At 68.8% G+C, this 16,191-nt stretch carries 16 protein-coding genes; 8 read left to right on the top strand and 8 right to left on the bottom strand.

What is annotated here, in order from left to right; all coding sequences use genetic code 11:
* The first annotated feature begins 344 nt into the window (after nt 1–344).
* Together ACVWWH_RS18375 and ACVWWH_RS18380 are read left to right on the top strand one after the other, a co-directional pair.
* Nucleotides 345–575, top strand: a complete 231-nt coding sequence (locus tag ACVWWH_RS18375; protein ID WP_457317549.1) for a hypothetical protein — start codon at nt 345–347, stop codon at nt 573–575.
* Nucleotides 557–1,345: a competence protein CoiA family protein gene (locus tag ACVWWH_RS18380; RefSeq protein WP_457317550.1), complete on the top strand. Its 789-nt coding sequence runs from the start codon at nt 557–559 to the stop codon at nt 1,343–1,345. Before ACVWWH_RS18375 ends, ACVWWH_RS18380 begins: the two co-directional genes overlap by 19 nt.
* A 325-nt stretch (nt 1,346–1,670) precedes the next feature.
* Here the strand turns inward: ACVWWH_RS18380 and ACVWWH_RS18385 are convergent, their stop codons facing one another.
* The 4 genes from ACVWWH_RS18385 to ACVWWH_RS18400 form a co-directional block, all read right to left on the bottom strand.
* Nucleotides 1,671–2,414 (bottom strand): HNH endonuclease, encoded by a 744-nt coding sequence (locus ACVWWH_RS18385; RefSeq protein WP_457317551.1) that lies wholly within the window; start codon nt 2,412–2,414, stop codon nt 1,671–1,673.
* Nucleotides 2,415–2,796: 382 nt separating this feature from the next.
* The gene (gene mcrC, locus ACVWWH_RS18390) at nt 2,797–3,849 is read right to left on the bottom strand and encodes a 5-methylcytosine-specific restriction endonuclease system specificity protein McrC (protein ID WP_457317552.1); all 1,053 of its coding nucleotides are present in this window, start codon (nt 3,847–3,849) and stop codon (nt 2,797–2,799) included.
* Nucleotides 3,846–6,086, bottom strand: coding sequence for an AAA family ATPase (locus tag ACVWWH_RS18395; protein ID WP_457317553.1), 2,241 nt, complete (start codon nt 6,084–6,086; stop codon nt 3,846–3,848). The genes mcrC and ACVWWH_RS18395 overlap by 4 nt, the downstream gene beginning before the upstream one ends.
* A gap of 197 nt (nt 6,087–6,283) precedes the next feature.
* A complete protein-coding gene (locus ACVWWH_RS18400) occupies nt 6,284–6,502 on the bottom strand; it encodes a hypothetical protein (RefSeq protein ID WP_457317554.1) in 219 nt (72 codons plus the stop codon).
* Nucleotides 6,503–6,559: 57 nt separating this feature from the next.
* On the opposite strand from ACVWWH_RS18400, the gene ACVWWH_RS18405 reads away from it, so the two are divergent.
* The 3 genes from ACVWWH_RS18405 to ACVWWH_RS18415 all read left to right on the top strand — a co-directional run bounded on the left by ACVWWH_RS18405 (nt 6,560) and on the right by ACVWWH_RS18415 (nt 9,106).
* A complete protein-coding gene (locus ACVWWH_RS18405) occupies nt 6,560–7,552 on the top strand; it encodes a hypothetical protein (RefSeq protein WP_457317555.1) in 993 nt (330 codons plus the stop codon).
* Between the two features lie 596 nt (nt 7,553–8,148).
* Nucleotides 8,149–8,481, top strand: coding sequence for a hypothetical protein (locus ACVWWH_RS18410; protein ID WP_457317556.1), 333 nt, complete (start codon nt 8,149–8,151; stop codon nt 8,479–8,481).
* Between the two features lie 361 nt (nt 8,482–8,842).
* Nucleotides 8,843–9,106, top strand: a complete 264-nt coding sequence (locus tag ACVWWH_RS18415; protein WP_457317557.1) for a hypothetical protein — start codon at nt 8,843–8,845, stop codon at nt 9,104–9,106.
* A gap of 304 nt (nt 9,107–9,410) precedes the next feature.
* Here ACVWWH_RS18415 and ACVWWH_RS18420 read toward each other — a convergent pair whose 3' ends face one another.
* Nucleotides 9,411–9,764: a hypothetical protein gene (locus ACVWWH_RS18420; RefSeq protein ID WP_457317558.1), complete on the bottom strand. Its 354-nt coding sequence runs from the start codon at nt 9,762–9,764 to the stop codon at nt 9,411–9,413.
* A gap of 226 nt (nt 9,765–9,990) precedes the next feature.
* On the opposite strand from ACVWWH_RS18420, the gene ACVWWH_RS18425 reads away from it, so the two are divergent.
* The gene (locus ACVWWH_RS18425) at nt 9,991–10,218 is read left to right on the top strand and encodes a hypothetical protein (RefSeq protein ID WP_457317559.1); all 228 of its coding nucleotides are present in this window, start codon (nt 9,991–9,993) and stop codon (nt 10,216–10,218) included.
* Nucleotides 10,219–10,741: 523 nt separating this feature from the next.
* On the opposite strand, the gene ACVWWH_RS18430 is transcribed toward ACVWWH_RS18425, so the two are convergent.
* Nucleotides 10,742–10,942 (bottom strand): hypothetical protein, encoded by a 201-nt coding sequence (locus tag ACVWWH_RS18430; protein WP_457317560.1) that lies wholly within the window; start codon nt 10,940–10,942, stop codon nt 10,742–10,744.
* Nucleotides 10,943–11,653: 711 nt separating this feature from the next.
* On the opposite strand from ACVWWH_RS18430, the gene ACVWWH_RS18435 reads away from it, so the two are divergent.
* Entirely contained in the window at nt 11,654–11,965 is a 312-nt protein-coding gene (locus ACVWWH_RS18435; RefSeq protein ID WP_457317561.1) for a hypothetical protein, read from the top strand.
* A complete protein-coding gene (locus tag ACVWWH_RS18440; protein ID WP_457317562.1) occupies nt 11,965–12,843 on the top strand; it encodes a metallophosphoesterase family protein in 879 nt (292 codons plus the stop codon). Before ACVWWH_RS18435 ends, ACVWWH_RS18440 begins: the two co-directional genes overlap by 1 nt.
* Nucleotides 12,844–12,899: 56 nt before the next feature.
* On the opposite strand, the gene ACVWWH_RS18445 is transcribed toward ACVWWH_RS18440, so the two are convergent.
* Together ACVWWH_RS18445 and ACVWWH_RS18450 are read right to left on the bottom strand one after the other, a co-directional pair.
* Complete coding sequence (locus tag ACVWWH_RS18445; protein WP_457317563.1) at nt 12,900–15,212, bottom strand: FtsK/SpoIIIE domain-containing protein; 2,313 nt, start codon at nt 15,210–15,212, stop codon at nt 12,900–12,902.
* A gap of 15 nt (nt 15,213–15,227) precedes the next feature.
* Nucleotides 15,228–16,190: a hypothetical protein gene (locus tag ACVWWH_RS18450; protein WP_457317564.1), complete on the bottom strand. Its 963-nt coding sequence runs from the start codon at nt 16,188–16,190 to the stop codon at nt 15,228–15,230.
* Nucleotide 16,191: the final 1 nt, after the last annotated feature.

Genomic DNA, 16,191 nt, shown 5'->3' on the forward strand with positions numbered 1-16,191 from the left:
GTGTCGCGCGCGATGTGGACGAGGTCGCGCGAGCAGTTCTGATACCTCTTGCCCTAAAGAGAACGCGTCGAATTTCGCAATACATCGACGCTGAGGACTTGCATGAGGGGCAATGAAAACTGCTCGGCCCCGCCCGCATTCAAATCAGCGTTCTACATAGCCTGGCCCCCATGTGAACACCCTCTAAGGTCTAAGGCCCACCCGGACCCGGCGCCACGTTCAACACCGAGGACGACGAGCTCGTCGAACGCGTCCTCGGCCTCCACCGCCGCAAGTGATGGACGGCTGTCAGAGCCCCATGGTCGAACCCTCCCAGCAGGGCTGTTCCAGATGGGGGTAGTGGGATGCAGCTGATCGCCATCCTGGGCGACGAACGAATCGACGCCAGCAAGCCCACCCGTGAATCCTGGGCTGAGGTCAAGGCCTCCGCATGGCGCAAGGATCTCACCATGCCGGGGTGCGGCCTCCGCGCCGTCGCCACCGGGCGGGGCGAGCACACCCGGTTCTTCGCCCACTACCGCAGGACCGGATGCAACGTCGACCATGGCGGCGAATCATGCAGCACCTGGCGATGAAGGAAGCACTGGCCCGGGCGATCGACGCGGTCCCCGGCTGGCACGCAGTCATCGAACACCCCCACGAGTCCCGGGACTGGATCGTCGACGTTCTGGCCGAGTCCGACACGGCGGTGAAGCGCCGCGTCGCCTTCGAGGTCCAGCTGTCGCCGCAGTCCCACGACCGCTACTTCGAGCGGAGCAGCCGGTACTTCGTAAGCGGCATCTTCCCGGTCTGGGTGATTCCCCGCCCCCTCGAGAAGCACAGCATCAAGGTTCCTACCGTCGTCACCTGGTTCGGGAAGGACGCCCCGGTGCCAGACGATCTCGGCGAGCTTCTTCTCCGGGGCGCCGACCACAATGGGGTCGCACACGCCCCGGAGCGGGTACGTCTCGACCACTTCGTGGCATCGCTCCTGACCAAGGGGCCGGCGTGGACACACGGCACGCCGAGCGAGCAGGACGCTCGAAAGGCAGCTGAGGCGCGCCTCCGGGCAGAGCGGGATCGGGCCGAAGCGAGAGCCCGGACAGAGCGCCTGCAGACCGTCGGCAGTGCCCTGAGGGCGGCGCCGCAACAGTCCAAGGACGAGCGCACGGCCATGATCCAGACGATGAATCGCTCGTGCGCTGCCCCTGCCTCCGTCTACGGCCCCTTGACTGTCCCAGTCCGGCCTTCGTCTTCGCCACCCTCGCAGACTGCAGCCGCTGCGAGAGCAGGATGCTCGTCTGGTGGACGCGCAGCCCGGGATGGGGCAAGCAGTGGACCAAGGCGCCTAGCACTCCGGATCTGAAGGTGGATCTCAGGTACGACCGCCCCGAAGACTTGCCCAGCGTCCGCAGGGCGGTCGACGCGTGGGCGGCCAGGGTCCACTGTCACGTCCCGAAGGCCCTCATCCGATCGGCAATCGGCCCCTATTCGCGGCGGACCTACGCTGCTTACGTATGTCCCTCCTGCCACGCGGTCTTCGAGGAGTACTACCTGGCGCGGATCCGCGACGAGCACTGGTCGGTCATCGCCGAGCCAGCCATCGGGCCGCCGCAGCCCACGAGCCCTACGCACACGCCCCTGTAGCTCAGCGGAATGAGAGCGGCATGGTATCCACGGGGGGCGCCTGTTCAGAGGACGGGCCACTCCTGCCCGAAGGATGCCTTGGGGCGGCCGAGCTCCTGCTCCCGCCGCCAGGCCTCCGACTCCCACGGGCCGTCCATTCCGGGGCCCGCCGCGGCCCCGCGGGCGAGCCTGCGCGTCCACGGGGGCATCGGGGCTCCCCGGCCCTCCGCGGCCGCCTCGATGGCGCGCCGGAGCTCGTGCCGGTAGTCGGCGACCGCGATGAGGTGCTGGTCGAAGTTGTGGTGGGCGGAGTTGCAGTGCGCGTGGGCGAGTTGGACGTTGCCCCACGTGTCGAGCTCACGCTTGCGGCCGGAGCGCCAGCCCATCGGGTCGAGGTGGTCGATCTGAGCCGAGCCGGGGTGGGGCCAGCGGAGCCGGATGTCCACAGTCAGGCCGCACACCTGGCAGATGTTCCCGTCGCGCCGCCAGAGGATCAGGACCGCCTGCCGGGGGATCGTGGGAGCCCGGTCGTGGTCAGCAGGCCATTCCCATTCGGCCCACGTCTCCTCGGTCATCTCTGAGACCGGGACGAGCATCTCGGGCGGATCTTGGTACGGCCGGTATTCGCGCTTCTTCCGCGGCAGTCTCGGCCGGTGTAGCAGCTCCTCAGGCACCAGGAAGTAGTTCTTGCCCGGGAGTAGGGCGGGCAGCTCGATGTCGGGCCAGGGCAGGCTCGGGCGCCGCTCGGTGGCACGCATCTGGGCTGCCTCGTCCTCGGGAACGATGAAGAACTCCGGCTCGTCCGCCATCCACTCCTCCTCGGTCCCGATGCGGCGATCGTACCGCTCAGCTTGTCTGCGCACACGCCCAGAGAGGCCCAAGCCTCTCTTCCGCATCGTCCACGCGCCCTTTAAGGCCTCGTCCACCTGGGCCCGATACCGTCTGGTAGGAAGTGTGGGCGCGGCGCTCGGCGCCGACCACCAGCTCGGCGGCGGACTCTGGCGACGGCGCCATGCTCAGGGACTGCCAGCCGTCGACGCGGCCGGACGGCCGTCCGGAGGCAGAGGCGGTCGAGTGCTGCTAACGGGTGGAGGACGGCGACAGGAGGAGCGGGCGTTACTGGCGAGGGTGCCGTCCAATCCCGAGCACGTCAGGGCCAGCTGCCGGACCTGTTCGCGACGGACGCCAGAGTCAGTTCTCAAGCCAACTAATTGTGTCTTCGAGCTGGGCTCTGAGATCGTCCCACGGCCGGTTGAGGTCGAGCGTCCGAGCACCGATCCGGTTTCCCTGGATGACGACGTCGAGGTCGGGCTGCCTAGGAGCGTCGGTGCGTGCGTAGAGGAGCAGGCCGCTGACCGACCCGTCGCGGCGGACGTCGGCGTTCTTCACATACGTCAGCATCTGGTAGAGGTTGGCCGAGTGGATGGTCGCCTTGCCCCACATGCCGACCTGCATCGATCGGCTGTAGTACTTTGCATCGACGATGAGGGTCCGCGGTCCCCGCCGGAGCGTGACGTCGGTGCGCATTGCCGGGAGCTGCTCGGCTCCGAGCGCCCTCGTTTCATCGAAGTCCCAGACAACGGTGGACGCGCCAGGGGAGAGCTCGGGATGGTGGACGGCGTAGTAGGCGCGCAGGAAGCGCTCGTACAGGCTGCTCATCGCGTCGTCCGACACCCATGAGGCGAGCTTGGCTGCACCAGCGGCCTGGGTGGGCAGGAGCCCGCGCACGACCAGTTCGCAGACACCGAGCAGCAGCCGGTACGAGGCGTTCGCACGGTGGTAGGTGAGTCCGTCCCAGCGGATCGAAGTCGGCGGGACCAGTGTCACCGCGTCCAGGTACGGCAGGAGCCGACGCAGTGCGTCCCTGCGCGGTGTGGAGACATCCCCATGGCGGATGAGGAGGACCATGACCGACTTCAGGGCCCTGTTGTATAGAGTGTCGGGTTCGTACTCGTCGAACTCGCACACCAGCCTGCCCCGGACTATGGAGCGGGTAGCGACCGTGCCGGCGATGTCGATGCGGCCGCGCACGGTTGCCAACTCGTCGCTATGCCGGAGGTAATCGCGGTGGATGCCGCGCTTGACCTGTGCGCCGACGCCGCGCACGAGGATCTCTGCGAGCAGGTCGTGGAGGTGGTCGAAGGACTCGGCCGCGATATGGTCGCTGCCGTCGCTTCGGATGGCCCGGAAGGCGTAGGCCATCATCACGTACACGTTGCGGATGGCGATCGAGCGGTCGGTCATGCGAGCGTGGCCCGGAGCCTGCCCGCCCATTCCTCGGCCTTGGCCGGCTCGTCGAACCAGTACTCGTCGAGCAGGGGAACGAGTTCGTCCTCGACGACCGAGTGAAGCCAAGCGTCCTCACTGCCGCCTGCCGGGGGCCTAGAGAGGAAGCTGTGCCCGATCGCGAAGCCCTGGCCGAGCGCGGGGTCGGCGGCGATCGCCTTGTTGAGGTCGACGACCGCTTCAACGAGGCTGTCGATCGAGGGGCTGCCCGTGTCCTTCTGCCAGCGGGTGAACCCCTCGGAGTCGAAGCCAGGCCCCATCTCGAAGAAGCCGAAGCGCCGGCGCAGTGCGTAGTCGAGCACGGCGAGGCTGCGGTCGGCGGTGTTCATCATGCCGATGATGTGCACGTTGGCGGGCACGGAGAATGTCTCGTTCTTGTACAGGAGGCGGAGGTCGTGCCCGCGCTTGTCGGCTTCGATGAGCATGAGCAGCTCGCCGAAGATCTTGGAGATGTTCCCTCGGTTGATCTCGTCGATGATGAAGAAGTACGGCCGGTCGGCGTCGTCGGCGCGGGCTTCTTCACAGAATCGGTAGAACGGTCCTTCGGCGAGGACGAAGCCGCCCGTCTCGGTGGGGCGGTACCCCATCATGAAGTCCTCGTACGAGTAGCTCTGGTGGAACTGGATCATCTGGACGCGGCTCGGGTCCTTCTCGCCCATGATCGAGTACGCCAGACGTTTGGCGGCGAAGGTCTTCCCGACGCCGGGAGGGCCTGCGAGGATGACGTTTTTCTTGCGCGCCAGCAGGGAGCGAAGACGCTCGTACCGTTCCTCGGGCAGGTAGACCTCCCTGAGGAACGCGGACAGGTCGTAGGGCGGCAGCGGCGTCACAGTGGCGGGCAGCGCGGGCTCGTCCTCGCCGGTGACGAGCGCCTCGAGCTGCTCGACATAGTCCTGATAGGGAGTGATGTCGGTGAGCGTCTTGATAGCGGCGTTTCCCGGGTGCTCCCAGGAACCTGTATGCGTCCACTCCACCGAGCGAACGTGGATGTACGACTCGCGGTCCGGCTCGAACCGGGCGGCGGACGTGACCTCGCCGCGCCCGAGGATCTCCTTTCGTCCGCGCTTGGCGAAGACGATGTCGCCCACGGCGATGTCGTGCTGGAACTGCCACACCGCGAGCACGTCGTTTCTCAGCGACCCGCCGGTCCCCTCGGGGTCGAGCGCCTGGCGGATCGCTTCACGGCTCGGGTAGGTGCTGAGGTCGTCGAGCTCGTCCCAGCCGATCGCCATAACGCCCGCGGAGGAGAAACCGTCCCACTCCGAGGCCTGTGGGCCCGGGGCGTAGAGCCAGTAGTGACGTGGGCGGGGTTCGCCCAGCTCTGCGGTCCCAGCATCTGCAGAGGCAGACTGGGTGCGGGATGGGTGCCAGAGCTGCTCCACCGCCGGCGTCCAGAAGTGGAACGGCCCCTCGACCTCATGCTCCAATGCTGCGCGGATCGCCAGCAGGTCACGGTCGATCGAGGCGGGGTCGTTGCCCGTCGCACCCCCGATACGATCGGCCAGGCCATCGCGGATCCTCGACTTCATCACGGAGGACGAGATCGGCTCGAAAGCGTCCGGCCGGGCAAGGAACTGAAGCGCATTGCGGATGTCGGACCGGTCACCTCCGGAGGCGAGCATGGCCCGCTGCAGTTCCCACGGATCGGTGCGCGCGGCCTCGCGCTCAGCCTCCGGCAGACCACTCCAGTGGCGCACGAAGGTCGCTGTCCAGATGATGTGCCTCCACATCGCTTGGTTGTACCAGGGGCCCGGGTCGAACCCTGCGGTCCGGGCAGGGCGGCCGAGCCAGGCCGACATCGGCTCCGGAATCGCCACGGGGGAGCCGAGGTGTGCCAGCACCCGCTCGACATGGGCGCGGCGGGTCTCGGGTCGGGCCTTCCACAGCGCGTGCTCGCGCAGGAAGACGAGCTCGGCCGCGAGGAGCACCACCTCCCGGGACGCGCCCTCGAGCTGCTGGTCGAACTTGTCCCACTGGTGCTGATCCGCCCCGACGATCAGGTTGTCGCCGATCCTCGAGCGTAGGTCCTCGGCCGCCTCGGCTGTCCAGATCGTCGTCGCCGGTTCGATCACGGACCGTCCGTCACCGAGCATGTGCCCGATCACTTCGCCGGCCTCATGCGCGATCGCCATATCAGGGGCCGGGCGTGATGTTGTGACGGGAGCGTCGGCGTAGTCTTCCAAGTCTTCGGGCATGCCTGCATTCTGCCCGAACATTTTGTTCCACCCCGCCAACGGCGCCCTCGTCGCGATTCGCGATCAGTGCAGCCAGAGCCGCGACCGTGGTTTGGAACCCGGTCGCGTCGCTGACTTCACCGGGAGCGCACGGCTTTGGAGCAGTGAGTGATCGACGACCTCCTTTGCCGGCCGACGCACGCCCGTCGGCGATCGGTCTAGGACGCCTGCCAGAGGACCTGGACGAGGACGTGCCGGTCCGTCCATGCCAGGGCGAACCCGGGCTTGGTGCGCTCGGGCCGGCCGTCGTCGAACGTGAGCGCCACCCACACGGGGAAGTCCTGCGGGGCGCGTGTGATCCGGTCCTGGTCGATGGCGTCCTGGGGGACGACGGCCGGGGCCGGTTCGGCGCCGCCCCGGTCGTTCAGTCCTCTCACGCCACGATCATCCCACCCCTGCCTCACCTGTCCGTCCGAGGCCCTAGGATGCGCAGCATGTACTTCTTCGGCGACCCGGACACCAACTACATCCCTGTGCGGATGCGAGCGTGCCTGGACCGTTCCTTCACGGACCTCACGATCGACGAGCTGGACAACGCCACAGTCACCGGCGGCACGTGGACGGACAACGGCACGGGAGAGGCCTACCGGCTGATCAACTTCCGGGGCGAGTGCATCATCTTCCGGGAGGACGATTGGCCCGGCGACGAGGAAGGCATTCTGCTCTACCAGGACAGCGCCATCACCTTCGACGAGGTCGCAGCAGAGGCGAGCAGCGAACGGGCCTGGCGAGAGAGCTTCGGCGCCCTCCTTGCCCTCGCGGACAGCGTCTACGACGTCGTCACCGAACGGGCCAAGCCTCTCATCTCCCAAGTCAGGGCGGAGCTCGGGGACGAGATGTTCACCGACCCCGAAGCTGTTGCCCCAGTTCTCGAGGCGCCGGACGTTGACGCCGCATTTCGAGCCTTCGAAGACGCTTGCCGGCGCAGGATGCCCTACTGCGCAGACATCGAGCTGGCTTTTTGGGACGAGGATGACGAGCTGCCGGAGGTGCGCTTCGGCCACCGTCCCGGCACAGAGGACCAGATCCTATACCAGCTCAAGGACAACGGCGCCTACGGCGACTTCATGTACCTGAACGGGCTGGAGACGGATCCCGGCTCCTACGAGGAGGACATCGCCGAGCACTACCAGGACCCGTGGGCGCGAGTGGGTGCGCTCAGGGCCGCGCGGGACCTGATCGCGATCCGGGACGCTGCGGGGAATGTGGCCCGTGAGGCCCGGCGCGCTGTCGACGCGCAGCTGTATCAGGAGGAGCTGGACATCGAGGTCGGTGTGCGCCTGGACGAGACAGACGCGAAGGAGGCGGCGATGCTGCACCGGCGCACCTTCGCTGACCGCCGGAGGGCCGCCTTCAAGGTCGTGTTCGAGCGGATCACAGCGTTCCTCAACCAGGACGAACCGCAGGCTGTGGGCGCGGGACGGTAGGGGGCACCGAGAAGGGGCGGGGCCCAGAGGGGGCTTTAGCGTCCACGGTCCGCATGAGCCGGGGGACCTGATGGGGGTGGCGTTCCTGATGCTGGACCAGGCCCTGGGCGAGTTCGACGTGGAGACCAAGGCCGGGCACATTGAGCTGGCCCCCCGCTCAAGCCTCGGCCACGGCGCTTTGCATCGGCGAGCTGCCTGATGCTTTCGACCGGCTGATCGCCGACCAGCGCCGCTGACCCCCGGTGGCGGCTGCGCTGGCACGCGGCACGCCACCCGTACGTCAAGCCGAAGAAGAGGCCCTATCCGTAAGCTGGTGGGCGAGGGGAGAACGTGATGGCACAGGGCAAGAAGGCCCGGGATGCTCGGAGCGGCATGCGGACATCGCCGTCCGACATCCAATCGACCTCGGAAGCGGGCCCCTCGTATCGGGGCTGAAGCTGCCGAAGGAGCGGGCCGACCGTGCCATGGCGGCGCTCCTTGAGCGCGCCCGGCGCACTGCCGGTTCGCCCCCTGCGGGGCACGGACCGCCACGTCCGGCCTGAGAGCACCTGACCAGAGCACCGCGCCTTTCAACCACCCGCGACAGGATGACCGCCATGTCTGAGGAAGCCGCCCCCATCAGGGGGATCCGTGTGCCCGACAGTGTCTGGGCCGCAGCCCAGGAGGCCTGCCGTGAAGAGGGAGTGGACCCGGACATGGTCGTCACGGCCGCGCTCGAGGCCTTCGTCCAGGCGCATCGCCGCGGGGGCAGCAGCTTCCCGGCGGGGAAGGGCACCGGTGCGGGCGGGCGGCGCCTTCCCGCGAGCAGCTACGACCGCAACGTGCAGAGGGCTGCGGCCAGGGCTCGCGTCGCGATCAACGAGCGGCTCGGCGTCCCTACGCCGGAGTGGATCGTGGCGCTGTCCAAAGAGGAGCGTGACTGGGGCTAGGTGCCGTCGCACCCGGTGCTGAACCAGGCCGGGGCGGCGGGGGCACAATGGCTCCATGGACCATGGGATCTCAGTCCGTCCGCGAGGCGCTATCGCGGCACGTTCGACGGGGCGCGAGAGGTGACAGACCGCCAGAGGCGATTCCGGCCGTCCTACTCGGGGATGAAGATCGACATAGGCGCAGGGTCCTTGATCAGTAATGACCTCAGTTTGAACGAGGAGGAGGCCGACCGCGCCGTGGCTGCCCTCCTAGCCAGGGCACGGAAGACCGTGGCCGAAGGAAAGGCTAGGGACCAGGCGGCGCAGCGAGGCCGGGGTGATGGGGGAGAGGCTGCCCGGCCCCAGGAAGGCTCCTGCTGAGGTGGCCGCCAACGGACGCGAGCCCCAGTCGGTGGCCAGGAAGCTCATGGGGGCCCTAGGCAGTGAGCCCACTGCCGGCCAGCTGGCCGACATCGACTTGCTCGTCGAACACCTGGCGTCGACGTTCACCCCAGGGCAAGCCCGGCTCTGGCTCGAAGGCCAGAACCCCCTCCTCGGCGGCCGCCCGATCGACGTGTTCCGCCTGCGCGGAGCCGCACCGGTGATCGCCGCGGTGCGCGCCCACCAGCAGGGAGCTTTCGCCTAGCGGGTCGGGACTGAGGGCCCAGGTCCTTGGCGCGGAGCGGTGTCGCTACTGTATCGGCGCGACGGCACCTGCCCGGCCTGACAGCTCCCACAGCCAGGGTCACAGAGGGGGGCATGCTCCTGCCGGCGACCTGCCTATACACAATGGGAACGCCTCGATCCCAATGTGTATATCGGGCCCCTGCTCGCGGGCTTGCGGTCTACCACCTGCCATGACGGGACCGTCGAGTCCCTCTGTGGGGTGCGGCTCACTCGTCTCCGGAGAGCCACGCTGCGAGTTGCTCGTCTGTCGAGAGGCGCACGAGTTAGACGAGCGCCCAGCTGCCGGCGTGGTTGGGCGTCTTGGAGAGGTGGTCTTCCCAGTCTGCGGCGTACTCGCGCAGTGCTGCCACGCAGTCGGCGACGGCGTCGTCAAGGGCGGCGGCCTCGGCAGCGACGGGGATGCCGGGGAGGAGGATGGCCCAGGCGCCGTCCTCGTGGACCGTGACAGCGTGGGACTCGATGGTCCGGCTTAGGTAGCCCCTGAGGCGGCCCGCGTCGACCACTGCTGCGGCGTCGTGGGCGCGGCTGATGATGGAGGCGCCACCGCGGGCGCTGGCGTCGAGGATGCTGCTCAGGGCCTTTCGCGCCTCGGTGTAGTCGTAGATCGGCGCGGGCACACACCAATCGTCCCAAGGCGAGTCAAGTGCCCGACGAGGTGGCCTGCCTCCCCAGCCGTGGCCCCAGGCAGTCGCGGCGCGCCGCTAGAGTGAGCGCCATGCCAGCCAAAGCAGCAGATAAGGCCGGCCACGAAGCCGAGCCTGCGCGGTGAGCGGGCTAAACGCCCGGGGAGAGGATGAACCCGAGCCCGTCGTCGTCCCCGAAGCCGCGATCGATCATTCCGCCGTGACGCGGCCGGCGAAGGCCCTTCCCGTGTGGGTTCGGCTCTTGTTCGACGATGGTCGGCCCGAGCGGACAGAGTCCGGGTTCGCCCTGGCCTGGACGGACAGGCACGTCCTGGTCCAGGTTCTCTGGCAGGCGTCCTACTACCGGGGTGCCCGGGAGTTCTGGGTGGAGGCCGCCCAGGTGGAGCGGCGCGTCATCGCCTCGCAGTGGCTCGGCCGCGACACCTGAACAAGGGGCAGACCGTCGTCAACGGAGTCCGCCCGGCGCTCGGCCGGACGGACTCCTGGGCTCAGTGGTGGTCGAGCCACTCAGCCCACAGCACGACGATGGCACGCGCCAGCTGAAGCGTGGCAAGCCAAAGTGCGAACCTCGGTGCGGGGGTATTTCCCACGGGCCACTCCAAGGGTTAGTGGCATCGCCCCGCTGGCTATCGCATGGGATCCGTCGTAGCGTTGACGGTGAACAACCCCAAGGCGCTCCAGCGCGAGCGCTGCCGACCGACACCGGCCGGAGAAGGAGGACCCGTTGCAGCGGGTCCTCTTTTCGTTGAGGCCAAGGTGCTCGCCTCTCGGCGACTCTTCCAGTATGGCCGCATCAGTCGTCGAAGGGCTTGACCTGCTCGAGGGCTACGACGTCTGCGGGGCCGGCGATGCCTGCAACGATGGGGCTTTGGGTGACGGAGAGCCCAGAACTGGACACCGTTGTGGTGCGTGGACAAACCGAACGTACTCGTAGATGAGGTGGTGTCCGGTCACTCCTCGGAGGCCGGGTGGGCGGTCAGATAGTCCTCGATCTGCTGCTCCACGAGGTGGCGCATCGTCTCGAGGGCTCTCTCGGATTCGTCCGGGGTGAGCTTGAGAGCCCCTGGGCTGCCGGTCAGTCCGCCGGCGCCGAGGTCGATGAAAGCGTCGGCCTTTCGGAAGCGCTCGAGTTGGGCGCGTGCGTCCTGCACCGGGTCCCCGCTTGGCCTTGGGAGCGCCGACTTCCTCGTACCCCAGAACCTGGATCTCATGCTGGGCCTCCCTGGTTCCTTCCCCGTTGTGGGCCCAGCGTACGTCCGCGGCCTTTGCAGGGCAGGGGCACCGCGATGGAAGCGACCCGGCATGCGGGGGCGGGCGCGCGATCGTCTTGCTCGAGCCCGAAATGCCAGCAGTGCCCGCAGAGCCGGAAGAGCCAGCTCGAGCCCGAAATGCCAGCAGTGCCCGCAGAGCCGGAAGAGCCAGCTCGAGCCCGAAATGCCAGCAGTGCCCGCAGAGCCGGAAAAGCCAGCTCGAGCCCGAAATGCCAGCAGTGCCCGCAGAGCCGGAAAAGCCAGCTCGAGCCCGAAATGCCAGCAGCGCCCGCAGAGCCGGAAGAGCCAGCTCGAGCCCGAAATGCCAGCAGCGCCCGAAGGGCCTGCAGTGCCCGAAATGCCCGAAATGCCAGCAGCGCCCGAAGGGCCTGCAGTGCCCGAAATGCCCGAAATGCCAGCAGCGCCCGAAATGCCAGCAGAGTCCGAAATGCCCGAAATGCCAGCAGCGCCCGAAGGGCCTGCAGTGCCCGAGATGCCCGAAATGCCCGCACATCAAGAAACGCCAGCGTGCATCTCTGCGAGGGCGCCCTCAGGAATGTCCGACTAATTTGGATAGGCTGAGGGCCCCGCGTGAATTTGGAGGCCGAAGAAATGCAGTCCCTGACCGACCTGGACACCGGCCGGTGGCTCGTGACCACCGGCTCCGGCACAACGCACCAGTTCGACATCCGCGCGGATGGTTCGTCCACCGTGACGCGGCTCCCGCGTCAGGTCGGTCCCGCGACCGACCTGGACATCTCGGCCGACCTCCGGCGGGACGGCGAGGTCCTGGGTTTGATCGGGATCCTGCTGCTCCGCGTCGGTGTCGAGGGGGCCTTCTACCTCCGGGTGCGGACCGACGGCGTGGCAACCCTCCGCATGACCACCCCGATCCAGTCCATCCGCCGCCTCGAGGAGTCCTGATGGCCCGCTTCGCTGTGCTCGGCGATCTCCATGGGAACGTGATGGCGGCGCGCCTGGCAGCGAAGGCGATGCGGGCGGCTGGCCTCCAGGTGATGCTCCAGGTGGGCGACTGCGGTTTGTTGTGGCCCGACATGGGGCGCCAGAAGATGGTCCGCCGCCTGGACTCCTTCATGGAGCAGTCTTCGGCCCAGTTCTACTGGATCGACGGCAATCACGACGCACACCCGTCTCTGAGGGAGCTGCCGCTGCAGGCGGACGGGAGCCGCCGGCTGACGGACCGGCTGACCTACCTGCCCCGCGGCCTGGTCGCCGAGATCGACGGGGCACTCATCGGCGCCCTGGGTGGCGCCTTCTCCGTGGATGCGGCATGGCGCAAGGAAGGCAAGACCCTCTGGGCGGAACTTGAAGCACCCACCGAGGCTGAGGCCGCACAACTGATCGAGAATGCCGCAGGCAGGCGGCTCGACGTCCTGCTCACCCACGACGCCCCGGCCGGGGTGACTAGTCTGCGCGGCCTGGACCTGCCGCCGGAGCTTGCCGCCAGGGCGAACGTCACCCGCGAACTGCTCCAGCGCACCGTGCAGGCGCTCCGGCCGCGCATCGTCCTGTGCGGCCACTGGCACGTCCGCCATTCAGACGTCTTCCAGTGGGATGACGGGTCATCCACCAGGGTGGAGGTGCTCGCAAAGGATGAGATGTGGAAGGACAGTATGGTCGAGGTCGTCGTTGACCAGGACCGACTCGAGGTCAACCCCCTGCCATCCTCGCGTGAACGGGGGTTATGTCCGGACGTCGAGGAATGTCCGGAGATAGGTGGCAGGCGCAGTCCCCTGCCTGGGCGGCGGTGCGCCGGTGCGCCCTGCGTGCCGGGGACGTGAAGAGGGGCGGCCCGCTGTGTGCGGACCGCCCCTCTGGTGTGCCTGGGTGCGCCTGGCTAGGCCGCGTCCTCGTCGTCCTCGAAGTCGAACGAGAGCTCGCCCAGGTCCTCCACGAGGTCGTCCGCGGAGAGCTCGAGCGTGCCCATGTCCTCGATCTGCTGCTTGGTGAGGTCCTGCACCGCCGGCCGGAGCACGACGCCCCCCAGGTCGCGCACATTCACCTTCGGCATGGACTGGGGGAGCCGGGCGGCGACGTCCCAGTGGTCCTTGAGGTACACGGACCGGAACCGGAGCGCCTGGCCGCCCACCTGCTTGACCAGGCCGACGCCCGGCTTGCAGTCCAGGAGGATCTCGGGGTCCTCGATGTCCGGGAACGCCATCTGAGCGCGCGCCAGGTCGTCCACGCGGAAGCAGATGCGTGCCGAGAGGAGCGAGCGAGTCGTGGTGTCCAGCACCTTGCTGTCCGGGCTCTGGGTAATGAGCACGACGCGGACGCCGAACTTGGCGGCCTGCGCCACCACAGCCTTGAGCTCGACCGCCATCTCGCCAGCGGCCTTCGTGTCCGAGTGGTTCATGTAGTTGGCGGCCTCGTCGATGACCACGACGATGAGGGGCAGTTCCGGGGAGAACGCCTCGATCTTGTCCCTGCGCATGGCGCGGAGGATCGGCTTGCGACGGTCCATCTCGGCACGCACCCAGCGGAGCATCTCGGTCACCGGCTCCGGGTCGGTGGAGGACGTCGACCAGGAGACCTTGTCCTCGAAAGGCGCGATCGTCGTGTCGTTGGGGTCCGCCACCAGGAGCCGCGCCGAGTCACCCATGCGGAGCACATGGGTGAGGAGGCTATACGTCCCGACCGACTTGCCGGACCGGGTCGTTCCGGCCACGAGCATGTGGGCCGACGCCGCCAGGTCCACCAGCACCGGGTCGCCGTTCTCGTCGCGGCCCACGTGCCAGGGCTCGTCCGCGGTCACCGACTGCGTCGGATCGACCGTGAACGGGACGATGCCCTCGAGCGGGTCGGCGATGCAGCGGAACGAAATGGCCCCGGTTAGGCCGTCCTCGCGGTAGGTCCACAGGTAGTCGGCCGGGGTCGGGCACATGGTGGCGATGAGCGACATCCACTCGTCGCGGCGCCGCTTGGGGTCGGTGACGTGGCGGCGCCCGCGCAGGACGTCGACCCCGGCCACGTAGCCGTCGCCGGCCTCCGTGGCGCCGTACTTGAGGCGGATCTCGACATCCCATGGCTCGGCCTTGAGGTCCGGGGCGATGCGGTCGCGCAGCGTCTTGGCCGCGGGGGTGATGCGGGCCACGAAGGCCTGCCGGTCGTACGGCGCCCACTCGACCAGGGTGGCGCCGCGGGATTCGGCCAGGGCCGCGTACCGGGCGCCGGCCGTGGGGGAGACCCCGGCCGGGAGGGTCCAGGTCTCGGCGGAGGGGCGGGGGTCGGGGTCGGCGGCCAGGTGCAGCTCGTTGCCGTCGACTTCCTCGATCTGCCAGCCCTCGCCCAGGGCCCGAACAATGCCGCGGTGCGCCTTGGCCAGCTCGGCGACGGTCCCGGTGAACCCGGCCGCGACGGCCACGGTGCGCTCGGCGGGGCGGGTGTGCCGGACGATGCCCTCGATCATGCCGTCCGTCTCGCGAAGCAGCTCGCGCCGCTCGACCGCGTCGGCGCCGGCCTCGACCAGGACCAGGGATGCGTGCGAGGTGCGGGCCTCGTCCACCGCCCACTCCGGCCAAGCCAGGGCGAGCCGCTCCTCGAGGGAGTCCAGGCGCAGGGCCGCCCCGGGCGGGGTCGGGACGATGTGGAACTCGCCCTTCTTGCGGTCGTCCAGGATGGAGTGCTCGAGCGCGGTCGCGGGCACCTGGAGGACGGCGGAGAGGATGTGCCCGTATTTCTCGCGCAGGGCCATCTGCCGCAGCGTCCGGGAGGTCCACCCGGCGGCGACGGTCCCGTTGAGGACCATGATCGCCACGATGCCGGCCAGGCCCAGGAGCGGGCTGGCCTCGTCCACGGTCGCGCGCAGGATGAGGCCGAGGGTCCCGCCGGCGCCCAGGATGATGGCCAGGGCGCGGTGGCGGGCGAGCTCGCGGTAGAACGTGCCGGTGGAGAGGGTCAGGCCGCGGGAGCGCGGCCAGCGCAGCGCCAGGGTCAGCCCGGCAGTCCAGGCCAGCGGCACGGCCAGCCAGTGGAAGAGGAACAGGGTGAAGAACATGGCGGCGCCGGCCAGGACGAGCACGCCCGCCCAGCGGTGGCGGCCGTCGGCTGCATCGGTCTGCTCTGTGTCCTTGGATGTGGCGAAGGCCGCCGAGGCGGCGGCCTTGCCAATCCGAACGCCGCCCTTGAGGAGGGTACGGCTGAGGCTCAAGGTCTCGTTCCTTTCCTAGTCCAGGCTGATGAGGGTCGGGGCGCCGCCGCCCTTGTTGAGCTCGGGCTCGGCCTCGGGGGTGTCGGCTCCGGGGCGGCGGGACCGGGGCGCCTTGACGGGCTCCGGGGCGTCAACCGCCGCGGCCTTCGCCTCGCGGCGCTTCTGCTTGGTGCCGGCGATGAGGAGGATCAGCGCGGCCTCGATCGCGGCCACCACGACCCACAGGCCCTTGTTGCCGGGGATGACGCCCAGGACGGTGTCCGTGAGGGAGTTGTCCTGGGCGGCCGGCGCGGCCGTGGCGGGGGCAGCGGTGGCCAGGGCCGCCGGGGCTGCACCGGCCGCCTGGGCCTGGTCCGTGCCCTTGGCCTGCGCCGGGGCGGGGGTCGCCGTCGGGGCCGGGGCCGTGGCGGGCTTGAACGCGTCCTCTTCCACGAAGCCGAGCTTTCCGTCGGAGGTCTGCACCGGGATCCAGGACGAGGAGTTGACGTCCACGGGGGTGCCGGCCTTGAGGGTCTGCCTCGGGTCGGCCTTCCCGGCCTTGTCGAAGCTGTCGCCCGGGCCGGTGTAGATGGTGTAGACCTTGTCCCCGGCCTCGGACCCGAACAGGCCGGTCTTGGCCTTGGCCGCGCCGGGATCGGCCGCCACCCAGCGGGTGAAGATCGACGCCGTGTCCTGCGCGATCGTGACCAGGCTGTAGGCGTTGGGGGTGAAGCCGTGGCGGCCGTAGTCGTCGGTCAGCTCGTAGCAGTCGGAGCCGTACTGCTTGGCCGGCGGGGTGATGGTCCCGGTGAAGTGTGTGTGCTGCGGGATGGTGCTCGTGGACCCGTTCGTGTTGTCGCACGAGGAGTACAGCGCCACGCTCGAGGTCGTCCACCCCTGGATCTGGGAGGTCGCGTCGGCGTGGGCGGGGGCGGCGAAGGCGGTCGCGGACCCGGCGAGGGCCAGGGCCGCCAGGGCGGTGCGTGCGATGCGGTTCATG

It is taken from the genome of Sinomonas sp. RB5, from assembly GCF_054063535.1.